We start from the raw sequence: 18,477 nt of genomic DNA on the forward strand, positions 1-18,477 counted from the left end.
TCTTGCTGCGCGTGTTTCAAAGCACCGAGTTGCTCACTGAGCAACTCGGCTTGCCGAGGGCTTAATCTTGGCGTTCAGCGGCAAGGTTAGAGGAGCTAGTCTCGCCGGGGAGGTTCTTCAATGGCTGATGCTTAGACGCCAAATAGGTGTAAATCACGGGTAAAACGAACAGCGTAAAGAGGGTGCCAATGGTAAGGCCTGAAACAATCACAATCCCAATACTGAATCGACTTATTGCCCCTGCACCTGTGGCTAAGAGTAAGGGAACGAGCCCTGTTACCATAGCTGCGGTGGTCATTAAAATGGGTCGCAAACGCACACTTGCCGCTTCAATAACGGCTTCCATGCGGTCTTTACCTCGATCCAACTGAGCCTCTTTTGCCACTTCACAGATTAAAATACCATGTTTACTGATAAGGCCGATCAGCGTGACTAAGCCAACTTGTGCGTAAATATTCATGGTGCTCAAGCCCCATGCCAGCGCAATTAATGCACCGCACAAAGCCAGTGGCACTGACACTAGAATCACCAATGGGTCACGAATACTTTCGAATTGACTGGCCAATACCAAGAAAATAATGGCCAAAGCGAGTAAAAAAGTTTCATATAAGGCTGAACCTTCTTGCACAAACTGGCGAGATTCACCTAGAAAGTCGTACTGATATCCTCTGGGTAAGTCTGTAGCAGCCATATTTTCAAAGTAACTCACCACATCGCCCATGGATGTACCTGGTGCGGCAACGGCGCCAATGGTGGCCGAGTTGAGTTGATTGAAATGCGGTAGTGCGCGGGGCTTGCCAATGACTTCTATCGTCACTAATTCAGACAAAGGAACGGCAGTGCCATCGGAGGCTTTGACAAAGTAATCTTTAATCGATTCTGGATTGAGGCGTTGGTCGCGCGCGACCTGTGTGATGACTTCGTAACCGCGGCCCATCAAATCCACACGATTAATGTAGCCGTCGCTCATCATGGTTGACAGAGTGATCCCCACGTCTTGCATGGTAATGCCATAGGCACCCGCGCGGTCGCGGTCAATTTGAATACGCATGGTGGCTGAGTCGTAGGCCAAATCCATTTCTGTGTATACAAATTGGGGCGATACCTTCACTTTCTCGTACATATTTGATGCCACTTCAAACAAGCTCTCAAAGGTGTTTGGCGTGGTAATCACAAACTGCACGGGCAAGCCACTTGAAGCGCCCGGTAGCTCAGGAAAGGCGAAGGCACTGAATGATAAACCTGCTGAATTAGCAATAATGGCAGAAGTGTCGGCAATGACTTCAGACTGAACTCGGTCACGCTGAGACCAGGTTTTTAAGTTCAAAATACCCATTGCAGTGTTTGAACTAGGAACCCCTGAGAACGCAAGCCATGAGTCGATCTCTGGAATTTTCACGACTTGCTCTGAGGTTTCCTGCACGTGATTTTGGATATAATCCAAGTTCGCAGTTGCGGGAGCTTTCCCCATCATCATAAAGCCACCTTTGTCTTCACTGGGTGCCAATTCACTTGGAATAAAGCTAAACAAGGCAGGCAGGCTCATAAAGATAAAGGCTGCAAATACTAAAATGACAGGTCGATGTGCCATCACGGCGCGCAAGGTTCGGTCATAACGCTTATTCAACCCACCTAACACCCGCTCCACAATGGCTTCAAAGCGATTTGGCGTGGAGTGTGGTTGTAGCATGACAGAACACATCATGGGCGAAAGTGTGAGCGCGACAATACCGGAGATAAATACGGCTCCGGCCAAGGTTAATGCAAACTCTTTAAACAACGAACCGGTGATGCCCCCCATTAAGGCAATAGGGGCATACACAGCGGCTAACGTTATGGTCATTGAAATGACCGGAACGGCAATTTCGCGAGTACCGATCACTGCAGCTTCAAAGGGTCCTTTGCCCATTTTGATGTGCCGGTCGACGTTTTCTACCACCACAATCGCATCATCTACCACTAGTCCAATGGCCAATACCATGGCGAGTAAGGTCATTAGGTTTAGTGAGAAACCGAAAAATGACATCATCATGGCCACGCCGATGAGCGACAAGGGAATGGTGATAATGGGAATGATCACGGCGCGGGCATTCCCCAAAAATAGCGTGATCACAATTAACACAATAATACCGGCTTCGATAATGGTTTTGACCACCTCGTTAATCGATTCCTCAATGGCAAGCGTGGAGTCGTATAACACGTTCATATTGATGGTGTCGGGAAGGTTATTTGCCAGCTCAGGTAATTTTTTACGCACCTCATGAGTGATATCGAGCGGGTTTGCGGTAGGCGTTGGATCGAGCGCCACCACCACTGCATTCTTACCATCGGCTATGGCGCGATAGCTGTCGCGACTTTTTTCCAGAGAGACATCGGCAATATCTCCTAAGCGCACCACTTCGCCGCCTCGACTGGCGACGACCATTCGAGAAAGCTCTTCGGCATTGGCTACCTGAGTGTTCACCTCACCGTTGTATAAGGTGAATACTCCCACGGCCTGTCCCGGTGCAGATTGGAAATTATTGGCTTGCAATACTTGCGACACTTCGGTAGCGGTGAGATCAAACGCTGCCATTTTGGCAGGGTCGAGCCAGACTCGCAGAGCAAACTTAATACCACCAAATAAGTTCACTTTAGCCACACCCGGAATGGTAAATAGCTGCGGCTGGATCACGCGCTCAAGGTAGTCGTTAATTTGGCTCGAATTCAGCTCAGGGCTGGTAAAGGCAATATAAATTACCGAAGTTGTTGAACCGGTCGACATCTCCACAGTAGGATCTTCCGCTTCACTGGGTAATTGAGAGCGAACCGAGTTCACCTTAGCCAATACGTCTGCGAGCGCTGCATTCGGGTTGGTGTTGAGCTTCATTTGAGCTGTAATCGAACTTGTTCCCAGATAGCTTTGACTGGTCATGAAGTCAACGTTATCGGCTTGCGCAATCGCTTGTTCAAGCGGCTGTGTGATAAAGCCTTGAATGAGATCTGAGTTTGCGCCCCAATAACTCGTGGTGACGGTGATCACCGTATTGGTCATTTCTGGGTATTCGCGCACTTGCATGTCGCGTAACGCCTGTAGCCCAAGTAACACCAGCATTAAGCTAATGGAAATGGCTAACACCGGACGGCGGATGAAAATATCCGTAAATTTCATGTCGCTCTCCGTCTACAAGCGTGGCACTGAATCAGGTTCAATCAGCGCGTTTGATTCAACAAGGCGCACGAGACTGCCGTTTGAGAGGCGAATCTGGCCCGAAGTCACGACCTCGTCACCTTCTTTCAAACCGCTTGAGATTAACGCGAGGTTGCCGTGTCGCTCAGACACCGAAACCGTGGTTTGTTTCACTTGTAGTTGTTCGTTGCCAGCATCGTCTTTGGTCTGTTCAACTACGAACACATTTTCGCCGTACAATGTGAAATTAATAGCACTTTGTGGCAACAGTAGTTGGTCGGTGAGAGTGGGTAATATCACTTGCACGCGGGCAAACATACCAGAGCGCAAGTCGCCGTCATCGTTTGGAATGTCGGCTTGCACTTGAACCACACCAGATTGATAACTCACTGCAGGTTCGATGGCGGTGATGATGCCTTGAAAAATCTCATCGCCGTGTGCATCGACATTGACATGAACGGCTTGTTTCACATGAATTCGATTTAGGTCATTTTGTGGCACAGTGAACCGAATGCGCATGGTTGAAGTGTCTTCCAGTCGAACAATCTCATTGCCCGGTTGTAGATATTGGCCCATGTACACGTTGCGCAAACCGACTTGGCCAGCAAAAGGCGCTTCGATCGTGCGGCGGTCAATGGTGGCCGTGAGTGATCGAATTTGTGCTTTGAGCGTCAGCAAATCAGCCACAGCTTTGTCTTTTTCACCTTCAGACACTGAGCCTTGCTTGTACAAGCGTACCATGCGGTCCATTTGTTTTTGCGTGGCGGGCAATACGGCTTCTGATGCGGCTAAGTTTGCAGCTTCAACCTCTGAATCTAAGCTGACTAAAAGTTGCCCCTCACCGACCGTTTGACCGGATTCAAACGAAAGCGCTTTAACCGTTCCGCTCTCTTCTGCGGCGAGTGTGACGCCTCGGTATGGTTCGATAAAGCCAAACGCGTTAATGCGAGGAACATATTCAGATGTAGAAACCATCATTGTGGTGACTGGAAAAGTTGGCGGTGGCCGATTGGCCAGAAAATCTTCGATCATGTGGGCTTTAAATAAGTTGAAGCCAATGACGCTGCCAAGCAACAGAATGACCACAACGAACATCCATGCGAACCACTTTTTCATGTCGAGCCTTTTACCCTAACGAGAGATTAAGAGAGTATAGTTAATTACCGAAGTATACTGATAGCAAACCAGTTACGTCTGTTAAATATTTGTTAGGTTTACATTTTTTGACAATTCTGTTGAGTTAAATTTGATACATATCATCAGCGCAGTGGGTGCGATACAATACGCCCTACTTGACTAAGCCCCTATTTCAGTGGCTTTAGCGATCAAGTTTCTCTTTCTTAATTGATTTAATTGGTATGGCAATGAAACTCAACCCAGCTCAGCAAGAGGCTGTGACTTATATTTCTGGTCCGTGTCTTGTGTTGGCAGGCGCAGGCAGTGGTAAAACCCGTGTGATCACCAATAAAATTGCTTACATGATTCAAGAATGCGGGCATAAGGCACGCAATATTGCAGCGGTGACGTTTACCAACAAAGCCGCGCGAGAAATGCGTGAACGGATTGGACAAACACTGGGCAAGGCCGAGGCTCGGGGGTTAATGGTTTCAACGTTCCATACCTTGGGTTTGAACATTATTCGTCGTGAGCACAAGGTGTTGGGTTTAAAAGAGAACTTTTCCTTATTTGATGAACATGATGTCAATGCGCTGCTGGTGTCATTAACGGAAGATGAACTTGAAGGCGACAAAGATGCCATTCGCCAATTGATCAGTACTATTTCAAATTGGAAAAATGAAATGGTATCGCCCAAGCAAGCTATGGCAACCGCACAGGATGAACACTTCAAGCAACTGGCTGAATTTTACGATCGTTATCAGCGCCAAATGGTGGCGTACAATGCACTCGATTTTGATGATCTGATTTTATTGCCGTGTCTGTTGCTCAAAGAAAATGCCGAGGTGCGTGAACGTTGGCAGAACCGAATTCGCTATTTATTAGTGGATGAATATCAAGATACCAACACCGCGCAATACGATTTGGTGAAACTGATTGTGGGCAGCAATGCACGCTTTACTGTAGTGGGCGACGATGATCAGTCGATTTATTCTTGGCGTGGTGCGCGCCCGCAAAACCTTGAGCTACTGAAAACAGATTTTCCGGCTTTACGCCTGATTAAACTGGAGCAAAATTACCGCTCCAGCGGCCGTATTCTCAAAGCTGCAAATATTTTAATTGCCAATAACCCACACGCCTTTGAAAAGCGCCTTTTTAGTGAACTCGGGTATGGCGTGCCACTCCGGGTGTTGTTTGCTAAAGACGAAGAGCATGAGGCCGATCGCGTTACGTCAGAGCTCAGCGCTCATAAATTTATTAATAAAACAGCCTATCGAGATTACGCCATTTTATATCGTGGTAACCATCAGTCGCGCTTATTTGAAATGTCGCTGATGCGCAATCGCATCCCTTATAAAATATCTGGAGGAACTTCGTTTTTCTCGCGCGCTGAGATCAAAGACATGATGGCGTACTTGCGGCTGCTGGTGAATGCTGATGACGACAATTCATTCCTTCGCATTATTAATGTACCCAAACGAGGTATTGGGCCTACAAGTCTCGAAAAGCTTGGATTGTTCGCTAACGAACGCGGTATCGGCTTGTTTGCCGCAGCGTGTGATGCTCACCTTTCGAGTGTTATTTCTGGCAAGCCTCTATTCGAGATACAGCGATTTACCCGATGGATGGTTGAGCTAAGCGACAATGCCGTCCGCTCAGAAACCACTGATGTGGTGCGCGAGCTAGTGCGTGGTATTCACTATGAAGACTGGCTCTACGAAACCAGTGCGAGTGCCAAAGCCGCCGAAATGCGCATGAAAAATGTGTCGGAGCTGTATCGGTGGATCACTGAAATGCTCGAAGGCGACGAGCTAGAACAACCCATGACGCTGCAAGAGGTCGTTACTCGGCTCATGCTTCGCGACATGATGGAACGGAATGAGTCGGAAGAAAATGCCGATCAAGTTCAGCTGATGACCCTGCATGCGTCTAAGGGATTGGAGTATCCATTTGTGTTTATGGTGGGCATGGAAGAAGGCTTATTGCCGCATCAAGTGAGCATGGATGAAGACAACGTTGATGAAGAGCGCCGGCTGGCTTATGTGGGCATTACCCGCGCCCAGCAAGCTCTAACATTCACGTTGTGCAAAAGCCGACGCCAATACGGCGAAGTGATTAAGCCAGAACCTAGCCGTTTCTTGTTGGAATTGCCTCAGGACGATGTGGAGTGGGAATCGAGAACTCAGAAAACGGCTGAGCAAAAACAGCAAACCGGACGTGCTGGCATTGCCAATCTCAAAGCGATTTTGGGGAACAAGGGTTAATCGTGAGGTCAGTTCGATTCAGGTTCTAAAAAGAATTTGCAACGCATTCAACCACAAAAAAGCCGACGGATGAACGTCGGCTTTTTCAATCTAAATGAAGGTTCAACCTGATAGGTTAGGTGCCTTCAATCATATGCTCGATGGCGGCTTTGATTTCATCATCTGAACAGTTCATGCAGGTACCGCGTGGCGGCATGGCATTGAACCCATCGATGGCATGCTTGAGCATGGTGTCAAATCCTTGCGATTTGCGAGGAGCCCATTGATCCGCGTCACCCATTTTTGGTGCGTTTGGCAAAGCTCCGCTGTGACATGCGATACAAAAAGTACCGTACACGTCGGCTCCTGAACGAGGACCGGAAGCAACTTCTGCTTGCGCAGGCTCGTCACCTTCAAGGTACACTTCACCTACCGGTTTAATACGTTCAGCAATTTCAGCGTCAGTTGATGCAAATGCAACAGTGGACAGTGACAGGCCTAGTGCAGCCAGCAACCAGGATGTTTTCATGCGGCAAATCCTCTCGAGCATAATATTTATATTCTTTGTTAGTGCAGGCGATTATATCGGTATATTGGCTGACCACCAACTAATACCCTTCACATATCGGTATGGAATGTAACAAACCTGCACAAGTTTAGATGCTTAGCACCCAGTTTGGCAGCTTTCCCCCTGCTTGATGAACGATCTTTGGGATCACAGGTTCAGCCAGTGAACCATGGTAATCGGACGACAATTAGCATAGCGGTAAATTCTTGTTTGGACATTTAGAGGGGGTGCTGAACGAATGGTATACCCAAGTTTCTTGAGTCGGAGACTCGTAATTTATCCGTAACTGCGAGTGGTGATATTGGCATGGTGCGTACGACGTGCTGATTCGATCAGAGTATATTGATGAAGGCCCGCTTGGCGCGGGCCAACGCCTGCTTAAAGCCCCGTTTGATTTCGCAAATACTCAGGAATTTCTTCAATATTGCGTATTTTAACATTCCGGTAGTAAACCTCTGCGCCTTCAGATTGAAGCTGAATTTCACCCCCGGTTAATGGTTCATTACCATTCATGCGGATTTCATCAATGGCCAGAACTGGCTCACCATTGACCAGATGAACCGCTTGTTGCCCGACCGCATAAACCTCGACTAAATTCCATTCGCCGTGAGGTTTTTCAAAGTTTTCAGAGCGCTTGACGCGTCCGCTTCGCTGGTACGGCATAGAAGGATCCCAGCCGTGTTTTGGGTCCCATTTTTTTTCTTGTTTGAGATCTTTCACTCGAACGGTGCCGCCTGTGCCTGCCAGCATAAATAGATCGCCAAAATCGCCTTCTTGAATTTGATATTCCACACAGCGTTTCCAAACATTCCAGAAGCGCCCATGCTCACCACTGGCATGGTAGAGCAAACCGGAGTCTCGTTTGGCATTTTCACGTGGCGCCCATTTCTTCTCGCCCCATTTGACCTCGGCTGAGAAATGGAAATTTTCAAAGTATTTACGTGTTGTAATACCGGCATAGATTTCACCGGAAATATTGAGTTGTGGCTTGCCGTCTACTTCAGTCACCGTGACCACGTTTTTGGGGTCATTGTTTAACCCCAATGGTACGCCTTCTTTAGGTTTGTCGGCTTGAGGAGTGCCTACAGGTAAACCCTTTACACGGGTGTGCGGAACTCCCACAAAAACATCCCATTGAGCCAAATCTAGATCGAGTAGTTCAACCCACTCTTCTGAATGGAATGTGCGAGAGCTGGTGTTGTGTTGAGTTGGAAAATCTTTGGGCACCGGGTATGTCACTGCACCACTTGCTGCCCACTCTGCGCCACGGATCAAGGTGGTCATAAAACCCACATCATCAAAGGCGTTTTCATCGTGGCCGAGTGTCGTATGGAATACTCGCCCTTCACCGTAGGTTAAGGCCATCATGACGGGCTCATAACGCCCAGTACCGCGTGCTTTCGGATCGGAATAGGCAGAAGCCAAGACAGTCATATTCTTGGCTGGACCACGCAATTTACCGTAAATTTCATCCCGGGAGTGCAGCCACTGTGTCGGGAGTCCCTTTGTGATCGGGTGAGGCTCTGTGAGCTGAATCAGAAACTCGCCTTTTTCTCCATGCGTACCGGCCTTACCTTTGGTGTTATCACGAATGACTTGACCTGTTTTATCCAAGTAAATCATTGGGCCAGAGTGTTCATTTCGGCCACCCCAACCGCCCACTCCGATCATCTTGTTATATGCTTGCCAGTTCGGGAAAGCGTTGTTGGCTGCATGCACAGAAACAAAGCCACCACCGTCTTTCATGTATTGCTCAAAGGCTTTTTGGGTTTCCGTTGGCCAATCAGAACTTTTCCAACCGAAGTTGGAAATAACAACATCGTAGTCAGAAAAATCGGGCGTAAAATTCGGATCGGCAACAGGTTGCTCAGTTGAAACAGTTTCAAGGCTTAAGCTGTGCTGCTTTATGTATTGTTCGCCACGCCACGTATAGTGACTGCGCTCGACGTCGACCTTAAAGAGGCCGGAGTCTTCTAAATTGCGCTTCATCATCGCAGTCGATTTAGGCCAAATTTGATGGTTGTTCTGTCCATCTATGATGAGAAGCTTGAATTGTTGTGCCAGCAGCTGAGGAGAGCATAGAAGCGTCAACGTCAGTGCGGCCGATAAGGCTATTTTATGTGTCATCGCAAAATCATATGTCCATTCGGGATAGGGTTACACAGTAGCGACATAGGGCTAGATGGAATAGGGAATAGATGGCCGTTTGCTTGTTCTATTTGCGGTGATAGCTTGGAATTGGATCGAGTGCGCAAAAAAGTAGTGGCAATATTGAGGTGATCAAGCCACTCGGTTTGGCTGCTTCATCTTCTTGGGAACGGTCTTCACTGGTAGTGGTGTTGCAGCATTGTAGTAGCCGTCGTATTGATATCCGTAATATCGCTTAAATTCTTTTTCGGGCACTTGGTTGAGCACTAAGCCATCGATGGGAATGCCAAGCTTCTTTAGCCGATGAAATGCGGTCGCAATTTTGCTGCGCTTTACATGATTGGCGCGCACCACATAAATAATCGAGTCGGCAATATTCGATACTACCATGGCGTCTGACACGACATGCGCAGGTGGTGTGTCGATGACAATGCGATCATAGTGTTGTGAAAGTCGCTTGAGCAGCGCTTTAAAATGTTTACCGGTGAGTAATTCCAATGGGTTTGCCACCCGCTCGCCAGCTGGAATGACATCTAGCCCTGATGCTGAATCTTTAAAAATGCATTTTGAAAAGCGGTGCGTGCCGCGCAACAAGTTCGATAAACCTGGATGATTGTCTTGCATTGAGAATGATTGAGCTAGAGTTGGGCGGCGCATGTCGGCCTCTATCAATAGTACTTTCTCAACTTGTGCCAATGAAAAGCTCATATTGGTTGCGGTGGCTGTTTTCCCCTCACCTGGCTCTGTGGATGTAATGGCCACCACATTAATGAGTCGTTTGGCGTTGGCCAAAATATAGTTTGAGCGAAGCGTTCGAAACGCTTCGCTAAAGGTATGGTATTTGGCGTCAAAGAAGGCATAAATGGGAAATGTGGCTTTGCGTTTGATGGATATCTTGGGAATGATTGCAATGATGGGGGTACCGAACAGACTTAAATCATCTTCAGTTTTTATACGCTCACTCAATCCTTCAAACAATAGCACAGTCATGACCGCAACCATTCCAGAGAGCAAGCCTGCCAAGACTACTATCAGCGCTTTTTTAGGTTTGATGGGCGACAGTGGTATTTCTGCGCGATCATTGAAGCGAGCATGAAACTCTTCAAAATCATCCACTAAATCCATTTCTTTAATGCGGGTTAGAAACGTGTCGTACAGCTCGCGGTTGGTTTGTACCTCTCGGTGAAGCACGCGATATTCAGCATCGACTTTGGCCAGCCCCTGAAATTGCCCCTTCACGAATTCGAGTTCTTTTTGCAGTGCCTTTTCATTGTTAATGGCCGACTGATAGTCCTGTTCAATGCCCGCAACAAGCGCCGTTACGCGTTTGCTCAAGTTAGCTTGTAATTCCTTCAATCGTGCTTTGGTGGCAATAATTCTGTTGTGTTTTGGACCATAGCGTTTCGACAGTTCTGCTAGCTGATTAATGACGTTGTTTTCATCGCGTTTGATGTCGAGAATGAGCTGATGTTTGGAAATAGCAGGCATCGACATTAACCGGCCTACGTCTGTTTTGCCGGTGAGCTCTAGTAGCCGAATAACGGCTTTGGCCTCGGTACGCACTTGGCGAGCTTGGCTGAGTTGTGTGGTGAGCTCGTTGAGCTCTTGAGACGACAGAGTGTCGATACCTTGTGTATCAATCAGATTATTGTGTTCGCGGAACGTCTGAAGCTTAAGCTCTGATTCGCGCAAGGCCACGGTTAATTCGTTCAGCTGAAGGCGCAACCAACCGGATGCTTTTTGCGTCATCCCTAGTTTGTCACTGAAGTGACTTTCAATGAAGATATCGCCGAGTGTGTTGACCACAAGCGCAGCGAGTTCCGGGTCATGGCTGTCGAACGAAATCGTCACGATTTGAGTGCCGGCAATGGGCGACACTGCTAATTTCGACATGAAAATGTTGGTCTGTAGTTGCGCCTTAGCATAATCGGGCAATTCAGGTGGAGGGGCCTGAGGGGCTGCGTCTAGCCATGCTTTCACCTTGCTCTTAATGCGATTGATGAAAGTTGATTTGGGCGCAAGACTAAATTCATCATGCGATGGCAGGTCGAGCCGGGCGATCACTTTATTGGCGAGCGAACGACTTTTGATGATTTCAAACTGGGTTTGGAAATACTCTGAGCGGCCGGAATCAAGGCCGTAAACCTCATCAATGGAGACGGTTTGCGCTTCCTTGGTATTGAGCAGTAACGTCGCTGAAGAGCGATAGGTAGGTTTGATTGTACCCGCGACATAACTTGCAGCGAATAAACTGAGCGCACAAAAAAATGCGATGTGCCACTTGTAGCTGAAAATCACGACAAGAAGCGCGCGTAGATCGATTTCATCCTCTTGCGCTGTTGCAGAAGCTGAGTGCAGATGATTAGGCGGCGGAGTTTGAGTCATGGGTTAAAACAAACTCTGTTTTACATAGACTGCATCACCAGGCTTTACCTTTGTATTGAGCTCTGCATCAATTTCAATTTGTCGACCTTCTCGTAAGCGTTTGATAATGATGTTGCTGCGAGAAGCGCGCTCAGTGAAACCTGAAGCCAATGTAACAGCACGTTCAATGGTCAAATTTGGACGATATGCATAAGCTCCGGGGTCGGAGACTTGGCCATGAATGAAAAAAGAACGATATGCTTCAACGCTGACGTGTACGCTGGGGTTGAGTAAATAGTCTCCGCGCAGTCCATTGGCGATGTGATCTGATAGTTCGTCTACGGTCATGCCTGAGGCTTTAACGGTACCGAGATACGGATAATTAAATGTGCCTTTTTGGCCAAGCGTGGCTTGAAGCTGGAGGTCATCTTCTCCAAACACTACGATCGCGACCGTGTCGCCCGTATTTAGGCGATAAGAGTTTTCGTCCTCTGCTGCACCGACTGCCCATGACAACACAATGAGCACCAGCAAGGTGAAAAATTGTTCAATCATTTTAGTAATTACGCTCGACATCCAGTCGTATACATCTCAGCTACGATTTAGAGAATGTGCTTCTTCTTCCCAAAAATATATGTTGCACCCCTGAGCCTTCTAAATGAGGCGTTTATGGTGGGTGTTGTTCCATTGCAACGTGTAACCCGCTCAAAATAACATCAATTTAACAAAAGATCAGCATTTGATCGCCTTATGTGTGACTCCGTACTATTATTTTTGACCTGTTGGGCACGTATTAGAGTGTTATCTATCATTTGATATGGATTTATGAAGAGGTTATATCTCTATAGGCTAATCTTTATGCGTGTTTATATAGCTTTTTAGGTGAGTGACAAGGTTGCTAGTTTTTGAATGTTTAATAGGTCAATTAATGCTTTTATTCACAAAATAATGTGCAATATGCAAGCTATTCATCAATAGGTCCCATCTTTTATTTTCGTTAACAAAAATAAAAGGGGTGGAAGGTTGAATCGCTGATTTAATCCACTTAATAAGCATGAGCAGGCGCGACATCGTTGCCCATGCACAGCGAAGAAATCAACTTATTCGGAAAAGAATCCAAATTTTTTCCATTTAGGGCTAGACCTCTCCCAATGTCGTGTGTAATATACGCCTCCGCTGACACCCAGTGAGCGCCCGTAGCTCAGCTGGATAGAGCGTTGGCCTCCGGAGCCAAAGGTCGGAGGTTCGAATCCTCTCGGGCGCGCCATGCCTGACATGTGACCAGGCAGGTGAGGAAGGCAAAAATATGGTGGCTGTAGCTCAGTTGGTAGAGCCCCGGATTGTGATTCCGGTGGTCGTGGGTTCGAGCCCCATCAGCCACCCCATTCTTTTTTAGAATGGTTGAAAATCTACTGATCAACACGTGTTCTAGTCGCGTATCAGTAGTTGCTTAGAAAGCATGGAACTAGAATGTCGGTGATTAGCGCAGCTTGGTAGCGCATCTGGTTTGGGACCAGAGGGTCGGGGGTTCGAATCCCTCATCACCGACCACCATTACGAGGCCCCGCTCAAGTGAGCGGGGCCTTTTGGTTTTGAAGATCAGTGGTTGATGCTTTTTTAAGCACAATGCAGCCACTCATAGAGCGGAACCATAAAACTCGGTGATTAGCGCAGCTTGGTAGCGCATCTGGTTTGGGACCAGAGGGTCGGGGGTTCGAATCCCTCATCACCGACCACCTCTCGAAACCCTGCTCAATTGAGCAGGGTTTTTTTATACCCCCCGTTTGCGCCCTTGTTACTTTATCGATCGCCAACTTTCTGAGTTTGGTCAAATTCGGCTATGGTTGTGAAAATAAATAATTCGAGAGTCTAATTTTTGCATGCAAAATCAGGCTAAGTTGAACTCTATATGAGATGTCTTTTTTGGCTTTTGCTGTTGTTGTTTTGATCGCGTAAAAATATCCCGCCTAACCTGCAATGCAATCACTCTCAATAATCGTGATCTGCCTCATGTTTCCATGCTCTCCTCTGCCTAGCGCCTGTCAATCCTAGGGTTAATGGTGACCTGACTGCGATAGATTTTGAGTGTTTGTAGCCGATGATTACATGTAAAAGCTGATGAAAAACTGACGAATTGACAATTGTTTGGGTTTTTTATTGCTAGATATATGTAATATTAGGCTGTCGTGTGGGTGTGTGATCCAGTTCGTTTTTGATCGAGACATGTACTTTTAAACTGTGTAGCAACATTAAGTTAACAGGGCAGAGAGGAACTTGTTATGGCACATCCGATTATTCAACTTTCGAATGTAGCGCGTTTGAGAACACGTAAACATAAGCCTGAGCAACCTGATCCATTGTTGCCGGGTTATGCCTTTGATGCTCATTTGGTATCAGGCATTACGCATATTGAACAAGATGGTGATTTAGATTTCGTGATTGACCGCCCCAGTGGTATGAATGGTTATATCATTAACTTCACCGTGGCAGGCGAAGGAGAAATCTTTTCCGGCGACAAGTCCTTTCGTGTGAAACAAGGCGATTTGTTGATGTTTCCGCCTGAAGCTATTCATTATTACCAAAGAGCGCCAAACGCGAGCCGCTGGCATCACCGTTGGATCTACTTCCGCCCTCGCGCATTTTGGTTTGATTGGCTTGATTGGAGTGACAAGCATGAGCTTGTGGGGCGCTTAAGTTTATCTAATGAAAAAGACTACCGTCGATTTGAAAGTTTGTTTCTAGATGTCGAGGAAGCCACCAATTCAGGTAAAACTCTCGGTGAAGAGTTGGCAATGAGTATGTTGGAGCAATTGCTGCTTCGTTGCACAGAACTTGATCCAACTAATGAGCAACGTTTGCTCGATCCGCGTATTTTGGAAGCGTGTCATTATATTTCTCAAAACTTAAAAGAGCCGCTTAAAACTGAAGATATTGCAGCTCATGTGTGTTTGTCGGTTTCTCGCTTAACTCATTTGTTTACTGAGCAAGTAGGAATGAGCTTATCGCGCTGGCGAGAAGACCAGCGCATTAGTTTAGCGAAACAATTACTACAAACAACGGGAATGCCGATTTATAATGTAGCTCGCATGGTTGGCTATGATGATCAGCTTTATTTCTCGAAAGTGTTCCGCAGACGCACAGGCGTAAGCCCCACGCAATATCGAGAGTCTCGTTAACATTTGTTTTTCGAGCGGAGAAGCCAGCCATTAGGTTGGCTTTTTTTTGTCTTTTTTATCAGCGAAGTGGATTTTATGAACCCGATACTCGAACAATTCGACGCCTTGATTTTTGATATGGACGGTACTCTCATCGACTCGATGCCCGCGCATATGGATGCATGGGAGCAAACGGCTCAGCACCATGGTTTTCCATATGATCGTGAATGGCACCATTCATTGGGCGGAGTGCCCACCCGTAAAACGGCAGAAATGATTGGGCAGCGATACGAGATTGAATTGGATGCTGCTGCGGTGGCTGAAACGAAGCGTCAAAAGTGGGAAGCGATGGGCGCCGGCCCGGTTTTAATTGATCCTACTTACGCCGTGTTCAATCAATTTCACGGCCAGAAGAAGATTGCTGTCGGCACGGGCGCAGAGCGCGCTCATGCAGAAGAAATGCTAGAAGAGGTGGGCATATTGTCACGTTTAGATGCGCTTGTTACAGCGTCAGATGTGGTGAATGGTAAGCCCAGCGGCGATACTTTTTTAAAGGCTGCGAATACGGTTGGCGTTGCGCCAGAGCGCTGCGTAGTTTTTGAAGACACAGAAATAGGGAGGCAAGCAGCTGAGGCCGCTGGAATGCAATGCATTATGGTGGTGGACGGCCAAATTTGTTGGCCCAAATAGCGATAAGCAACGCTTATATTTAAGTTCCCCCCTTTTAGTGGGCCTTGGTTTTACTGAACTTAAGGCCCGTTTGGGCGCCCTATATAAGTTGACGATAGGAAATTTTGTTGTAAAGGCATGGTAGTTCATGAAGATTCAACGCGGTTTCACATTGATTGAGCTGGTGGTTGTTATTGTTATCCTAGGAATATTGGCCGTTTCGGCTGCCCCACGTTTCATCAATATACAAAATGATGCTCGGGCTTCGACTATTGCCGGAATGAAGGGCACCATTGTAAGCATGAATGACTTGGTTTATTCAAAGGCTATATTGGAAGGAAAAGACAAGCTCGCAAATAGTGTTGTTAATGGGGTACCCATTAAATATGGATACATCGAAGCAACGCGAACTGCATTAAATGCTGCGCTACAAATTACTGATGAAGATTGGGTGTTTACCCCATCGGCTGTGAACCCGAATTCAATCGAAATACGTCAAAAGGGGGCGGAAGATGCTTGCATGTTTAACTATACCAATGCGGGGGCAATATATCCGCCACAATATACCAATCTACCCGACGCATCATCTTGCAATTAGTAAAGCCATCGAAATGCATCGATGGCTCTGAGTTATCTTACAATCCGTTCGAAAGATGGTAGTAAGCAGCACTATGGCGCAGCTCATTCTTAAAGCTACGAATTCCTGTTTCTGCATCAATCACGACTAGCTCTACACCTGCCATTTCAGCATAATCAGAAATCATGTCTGTTGTGACTGCTTGACTATATGCCGTGTGGTGAGCGCCACCGGCATGAATCCATGCTGCTGAAGCAACCGAAAGATTCGGGCGCGGCTCCCAAAGAGCGTGAGCAACAGGCAGTTTAGGCAAGTCTGATGGAGGTGTGACCGCATCGACTTCGTTAACGATAATGCGGAAGCGGTTTCCTAAATCAACAGGCGATACGTTAATGGCAAATCCTGCTTTACCCGTGAACAGCAAACGAGCGATGTCGCGCTTTACGCCAATAGTGTGCAACTGAACATCAACCTTTGGCTTGGCATCAGCAATACTTGGGCACACTTCGAGCATGTGAGCACCTAAAGCTTGGTCTGTAGCACCGAAATTGTAGGTGTAATCTTCCATGAAAGATGTACCGCCATCGAGTCCTTCAGACATGACTTTCATAATGCGAACCATTGCAGCTGTTTTCCAATCGCCTTCGCCTCCGTAGCCATAACCACGTGCCATTAAGCGTTGTGTTGCTAGCCCAGGTAAGCCAGTGAGGCCAGTTAGGTTTTCAAAACAGTTGGTAAATGCACCGAATCCACCATCTTCTAAGAACTTAGCCATACCGAGTTCAAGGCGTGCTTCGTTTTGCAGCATTTTGAATTGGTAGTCGTCAGCCAAGAGTGAATCGGCAATCTCGTAGTCTGACTTATATACTTCAATTTGAGCTGCAACTTGTTCATCTGTAACGGCTTCAACAACGAATTTTAAGTCGCCTAGGCCGTAGCCATGCACTTCGTAACCAAAGGTGATTTGTGCGGAGACTTTGTTTCCTTCGGTGACTGCAACTTGGCGCATGTTGTCGCCAAAGCGTGCAACTTTAAGGGTTTGGCTTTCATTCCAACCCTTTGCAGCACGGCACCAACCGTCAATTTGTTGTTGAACATTTGCATCTTTCCAGTGACCGGCAACCACTTTGCGTTCAATTCGCATGCGTGCACCGATAAAGCCAAATTCACGACAGCCATGAGCACTTTGGTGAGTGTTCATGTAGTTCATGTCGATCTCTTTCCATGGCAATTCAGCATGGAATTGGGTGTGTAAGTGCATCCAAGGTTTTTTTAATTCGCCAAGACCTGCAATCCACATTTTTGCCGGAGAAAAAGTATGCATCCAAAGCACAAGACCAATACAGTTTTTGTCGCTATTGGCTTGTTGGCATATGGCATGAATTTCTTCAGGCGTTTTTACAGTCGGTTTGTGTACGATTTCAACACAAATGTTTTTTGATTGATTAAAGCCGTCTACGATTTGGGCGCTGTCGTCTGCCACTTGCTGAAGCACTTTTGGGCCGTACAGGTGTTGAGAACCTGTGACAAACCAAACTTGTTGTTGAGTTGATACTGTCATCGATATGTCGCCTTATGCTTTGTTCTGACCGTAGTAAGCATTTTTTCCGTGCTTACGTGAGTAGTGTTTGTTAAGAATGTAATCTGGGAGTTGAGCCAGTCCGGGATTGAGTTGCGCAGTGGCCAATGCCATACGCGCTATCTCTTCCAACACGACTGCATTGTGAACTGCACCGTGAGCGTCTTTACCCCAAGCGAATGGCCCGTGATTGGAAATTAAAATGCCCGGCATGGTTAAGGGCGGAGTATCGCCAAGTGTTTCAATGATGAGGCTGCCAGTCAGCTCTTCGTAGCCTTGCTCGACTTCTTCTGGAGTTAATAAGCGAGAGCAAGGAATTGTGCCGTTGAAATAATCGGCGTGAGTAGTGCCCAACACCGGAATTGAACGTTGCGATTGGGCCCACGACGTTGCATTGGATGAATGCGTATGTACCACGCCGCCTACGTCATCATATTGACGATAAAGTGCCAGATGTGTTGCAGTGTCTGAAGAGGGGCGAAGTGTCCCTTCGACAACATTGCCTTTCAAGTCGACAATGACCATATCTGAGGCCGACATATTTTCGTACGCCACACCACTTGGTTTTATGACCACAAGGTCGCGAGCGTCGTTAATGGCGCTTACATTGCCCCATGTAAATGTGACAAGCCCATATTTTGGCAAATCTAAATTGGCTGCCAGAACCTCTTCTCTTAATGCGTCTAACATCGTGTTTTCCATAGCTCTGCTCTGCCGTATCGGTGTGTGGCAAAGACAACGACTGATCACAGTCAATTACTGATGACAGCAGAATAAAATGAGTGCTAAAAACTGGTTAGATAGGGCATGGCTGATTATATAAACGATCTGGCTGGGCTAGAAATACTGTGTGGTAACCGAGAATTCTTCTGAAGCTGCATTTTTTATA

12 protein-coding genes and 4 tRNA genes are annotated in these 18,477 nt (G+C 47.0%); 8 read left to right on the forward strand and 8 right to left on the reverse strand.

Annotation, left to right across the window (positions count from 1 at the left end):
- Positions 1 to 61: 61 nt before the first annotated feature.
- Complete coding sequence (locus NAF29_RS00810) at positions 62 to 3,151, reverse strand: multidrug efflux RND transporter permease subunit (protein ID WP_251259534.1); 3,090 nt, start codon at positions 3,149 to 3,151, stop codon at positions 62 to 64.
- Positions 3,152 to 3,163: 12 nt separating this feature from the next.
- A complete protein-coding gene (locus NAF29_RS00815) occupies positions 3,164 to 4,285 on the reverse strand; it encodes an efflux RND transporter periplasmic adaptor subunit (protein ID WP_251259535.1) in 1,122 nt (373 codons plus the stop codon).
- A gap of 248 nt (positions 4,286 to 4,533) precedes the next feature.
- On the opposite strand from NAF29_RS00815, the gene rep reads away from it, so the two are divergent.
- Entirely contained in the window at positions 4,534 to 6,549 is a 2,016-nt protein-coding gene (rep, locus tag NAF29_RS00820; RefSeq protein ID WP_251259536.1) for a DNA helicase Rep, read from the forward strand.
- Between the two features lie 115 nt (positions 6,550 to 6,664).
- On the opposite strand, the gene NAF29_RS00825 is transcribed toward rep, so the two are convergent.
- The 4 genes from NAF29_RS00825 to NAF29_RS00840 all read right to left on the reverse strand — a co-directional run bounded on the left by NAF29_RS00825 (position 6,665) and on the right by NAF29_RS00840 (position 12,163).
- Positions 6,665 to 7,057, reverse strand: a complete 393-nt coding sequence (locus tag NAF29_RS00825; RefSeq protein ID WP_251259537.1) for a c-type cytochrome — start codon at positions 7,055 to 7,057, stop codon at positions 6,665 to 6,667.
- A 417-nt stretch (positions 7,058 to 7,474) separates the two neighbouring features.
- Positions 7,475 to 9,223: a ThuA domain-containing protein gene (locus NAF29_RS00830; RefSeq protein WP_251259538.1), complete on the reverse strand. Its 1,749-nt coding sequence runs from the start codon at positions 9,221 to 9,223 to the stop codon at positions 7,475 to 7,477.
- 153 nt (positions 9,224 to 9,376) lie between these two features.
- A complete protein-coding gene (locus tag NAF29_RS00835; RefSeq protein WP_251259540.1) occupies positions 9,377 to 11,629 on the reverse strand; it encodes a GumC family protein in 2,253 nt (750 codons plus the stop codon).
- 3 nt (positions 11,630 to 11,632) lie between these two features.
- Complete coding sequence (locus NAF29_RS00840) at positions 11,633 to 12,163, reverse strand: polysaccharide biosynthesis/export family protein (protein WP_251259541.1); 531 nt, start codon at positions 12,161 to 12,163, stop codon at positions 11,633 to 11,635.
- A gap of 635 nt (positions 12,164 to 12,798) precedes the next feature.
- Between NAF29_RS00840 and NAF29_RS00845 the strand changes: the two genes are divergently transcribed.
- The 7 genes from NAF29_RS00845 to NAF29_RS18140 all read left to right on the forward strand — a co-directional run bounded on the left by NAF29_RS00845 (position 12,799) and on the right by NAF29_RS18140 (position 16,030).
- A tRNA-Arg gene (locus NAF29_RS00845) sits at positions 12,799 to 12,875 on the forward strand.
- A gap of 42 nt (positions 12,876 to 12,917) precedes the next feature.
- Positions 12,918 to 12,993 (forward strand) — tRNA-His (locus NAF29_RS00850).
- Between the two features lie 89 nt (positions 12,994 to 13,082).
- A tRNA-Pro gene (locus tag NAF29_RS00855) sits at positions 13,083 to 13,159 on the forward strand.
- Positions 13,160 to 13,267: 108 nt separating this feature from the next.
- Positions 13,268 to 13,344, forward strand: a tRNA-Pro gene (locus NAF29_RS00860).
- Between the two features lie 543 nt (positions 13,345 to 13,887).
- Positions 13,888 to 14,784, forward strand: a complete 897-nt coding sequence (araC, locus tag NAF29_RS00865; protein ID WP_251259542.1) for an arabinose operon transcriptional regulator AraC — start codon at positions 13,888 to 13,890, stop codon at positions 14,782 to 14,784.
- A 75-nt stretch (positions 14,785 to 14,859) separates the two neighbouring features.
- A complete protein-coding gene (locus tag NAF29_RS00870; protein ID WP_251259543.1) occupies positions 14,860 to 15,453 on the forward strand; it encodes an HAD family hydrolase in 594 nt (197 codons plus the stop codon).
- A gap of 127 nt (positions 15,454 to 15,580) precedes the next feature.
- On the forward strand, positions 15,581 to 16,030 hold the full coding sequence (locus NAF29_RS18140; protein WP_285817529.1) for a prepilin-type N-terminal cleavage/methylation domain-containing protein: 450 nt from the start codon (positions 15,581 to 15,583) through the stop codon (positions 16,028 to 16,030).
- 37 nt (positions 16,031 to 16,067) lie between these two features.
- Here the strand turns inward: NAF29_RS18140 and araA are convergent, their stop codons facing one another.
- Both araA and NAF29_RS00885 read right to left on the reverse strand, forming a co-directional pair.
- Entirely contained in the window at positions 16,068 to 17,570 is a 1,503-nt protein-coding gene (gene araA, locus NAF29_RS00880) for an L-arabinose isomerase (protein ID WP_251259544.1), read from the reverse strand.
- 12 nt (positions 17,571 to 17,582) lie between these two features.
- A complete protein-coding gene (locus NAF29_RS00885; RefSeq protein ID WP_251259545.1) occupies positions 17,583 to 18,290 on the reverse strand; it encodes an L-ribulose-5-phosphate 4-epimerase in 708 nt (235 codons plus the stop codon).
- Between the last annotated feature and the right edge of the window lie 187 nt (positions 18,291 to 18,477).

The sequence above is a fragment of the Echinimonas agarilytica genome (assembly GCF_023703465.1).
Lineage (GTDB): Bacteria > Pseudomonadota > Gammaproteobacteria > Enterobacterales > Neiellaceae > Echinimonas > Echinimonas agarilytica.

Bases quoted from the DNA above. Each gene is read 5' to 3' on its own strand.
- NAF29_RS00810 (WP_251259534.1), bottom strand. From the start codon at position 3,151: ATGAAATTTACGGATATTTTCATCCGCCGTCCGGTGTTAGCCATTTCC.
- NAF29_RS00815 (WP_251259535.1), bottom strand. From the start codon at position 4,285: ATGAAAAAGTGGTTCGCATGGATGTTCGTTGTGGTCATTCTGTTGCTT.
- rep (WP_251259536.1), top strand. From the start codon at position 4,534: ATGAAACTCAACCCAGCTCAGCAAGAGGCTGTGACTTATATTTCTGGT.
- NAF29_RS00825 (WP_251259537.1), bottom strand. From the start codon at position 7,057: ATGAAAACATCCTGGTTGCTGGCTGCACTAGGCCTGTCACTGTCCACT.
- NAF29_RS00830 (WP_251259538.1), bottom strand. From the start codon at position 9,223: ATGACACATAAAATAGCCTTATCGGCCGCACTGACGTTGACGCTTCTA.
- NAF29_RS00835 (WP_251259540.1), bottom strand. From the start codon at position 11,629: ATGACTCAAACTCCGCCGCCTAATCATCTGCACTCAGCTTCTGCAACA.
- NAF29_RS00840 (WP_251259541.1), bottom strand. From the start codon at position 12,163: ATGATTGAACAATTTTTCACCTTGCTGGTGCTCATTGTGTTGTCATGG.
- araC (WP_251259542.1), top strand. From the start codon at position 13,888: ATGGCACATCCGATTATTCAACTTTCGAATGTAGCGCGTTTGAGAACA.
- NAF29_RS00870 (WP_251259543.1), top strand. From the start codon at position 14,860: ATGAACCCGATACTCGAACAATTCGACGCCTTGATTTTTGATATGGAC.
- NAF29_RS18140 (WP_285817529.1), top strand. From the start codon at position 15,581: ATGAAGATTCAACGCGGTTTCACATTGATTGAGCTGGTGGTTGTTATT.
- araA (WP_251259544.1), bottom strand. From the start codon at position 17,570: ATGACAGTATCAACTCAACAACAAGTTTGGTTTGTCACAGGTTCTCAA.
- NAF29_RS00885 (WP_251259545.1), bottom strand. From the start codon at position 18,290: ATGGAAAACACGATGTTAGACGCATTAAGAGAAGAGGTTCTGGCAGCC.